The organism is Paraburkholderia sp. LEh10, assembly GCF_017814945.1.
In the GTDB taxonomy this organism is placed as follows: domain Bacteria; phylum Pseudomonadota; class Gammaproteobacteria; order Burkholderiales; family Burkholderiaceae; genus Paraburkholderia.
The window spans coordinates 1-1,239 of sequence record NZ_JAGIPX010000204.1 but is presented as its reverse complement, the minus strand read 5'-3'; the positions used below and the strand labels follow the sequence as shown (position 1 = coordinate 1,239).

1 protein-coding gene is annotated in these 1,239 nt (G+C 58.4%); it reads left to right on the top strand.

Features of this window, described 5'->3' with window-relative positions:
* Positions 1–160 precede the first annotated feature (160 nt).
* Positions 161–1,239, top strand: a 1,079-nt coding sequence (locus J8I87_RS43940) for an IS701 family transposase (RefSeq protein WP_209938896.1), incomplete at its 3' end; no start/stop codon positions are given.

Genomic DNA, 1,239 nt, shown 5'->3' with positions numbered 1-1,239 from the left:
CAGGCAGTTGGGCTCCCTCTATCAACGCTTCACGTACTCTGCGCGATGACGTGTTTCAGCGGTACTTCAGCAGCCTGCTAGTACCACTGTGTCACAAAAAGATGTTTGCAGCAAAGTGATACCTTGTAGTATTGAATAATATAAACTCTGGGCGACCGTGATGAAAGAAGACGTCGACGAATTTGACGCGTATCTGAATCATCTGGCGCAGGCGTTGGGGCACGCCGATCGCCATTCCGGCCTCAAGGGTTACTGTTCGGGCTTGGTAATGCCGTTGTCACGCAAGAGCGTCGAGCCGATGGCTGCGCATATTGACCCCCTTCACGCGAGTGCGAAACACCAGTCACTCCACCATTTTGTAGCCAAGGCAGAATGGTCTGACCGGGCGGTCCTGCAGCGGGTACGCGAATGGGTGATTCCCGCGTTGGGCCTGCACGCTGCCGAAGAGTCTGGCTATTACTGGATTATTGACGACACGGGCTTCCCGAAGAAAGGCAGGCATTCGGTCGGCGTAGCGCGGCAATACTGTGGGCAACTGGGGAAACAGGATAACTGCCAGATCGCCGTGAGCCTGTCGATCGCGACGCAACGCGGCAGCCTGCCGATTGCCTGGCAACTGTATGTCCCCAAGGAATGGATTGACGACCGGGAACGAGCGCGTCGCGCAGGCATTCCTGAGGACCTGACCTTCGAGACCAAGCCACAGATTGCGCTGGCCCAACTTCGCGAGGCTATCGCATCCGGCATTGCACCGGGCATTGTGCTTGCCGATGCCGGGTACGGTGACGAAACCGCTTTCCGGGAAAGCGTAACTGAACTGGGTTTGTTGTATGCAGTAGGGATCCGGCCGGGCACCTCTGTGTGGGCGCCCGGTACGGCGCCGCTGCCGCCCAAACCCTGGAGTGGGCGCGGTCAGCCACCGAAATTGTTGCGCCGTGCGCCCGGCCATAAACCGCTCGTGGTGAAGGAACTGGCCATGCAATTACCCATGAACGCCTGGCAAACCGTAACCTGGCGGGAAGGCAGCAACGCAGCCCTTTCCTCACGCTTTGCCGCCGTACGGGTTCGTCCCGCACATCACGACTATTGGCGAAGTACCGTTCGCGAAGAAGAATGGCTGCTTATTGAATGGCCGGATGGCGATACGGAGCCGCTCAAATATTTTCTCACTACTGCACCCGAGGAGGCGACCCTCGAGCAGCTTGTGTTCGTGACCAAAATGCGCTGGCGCATCGAGCG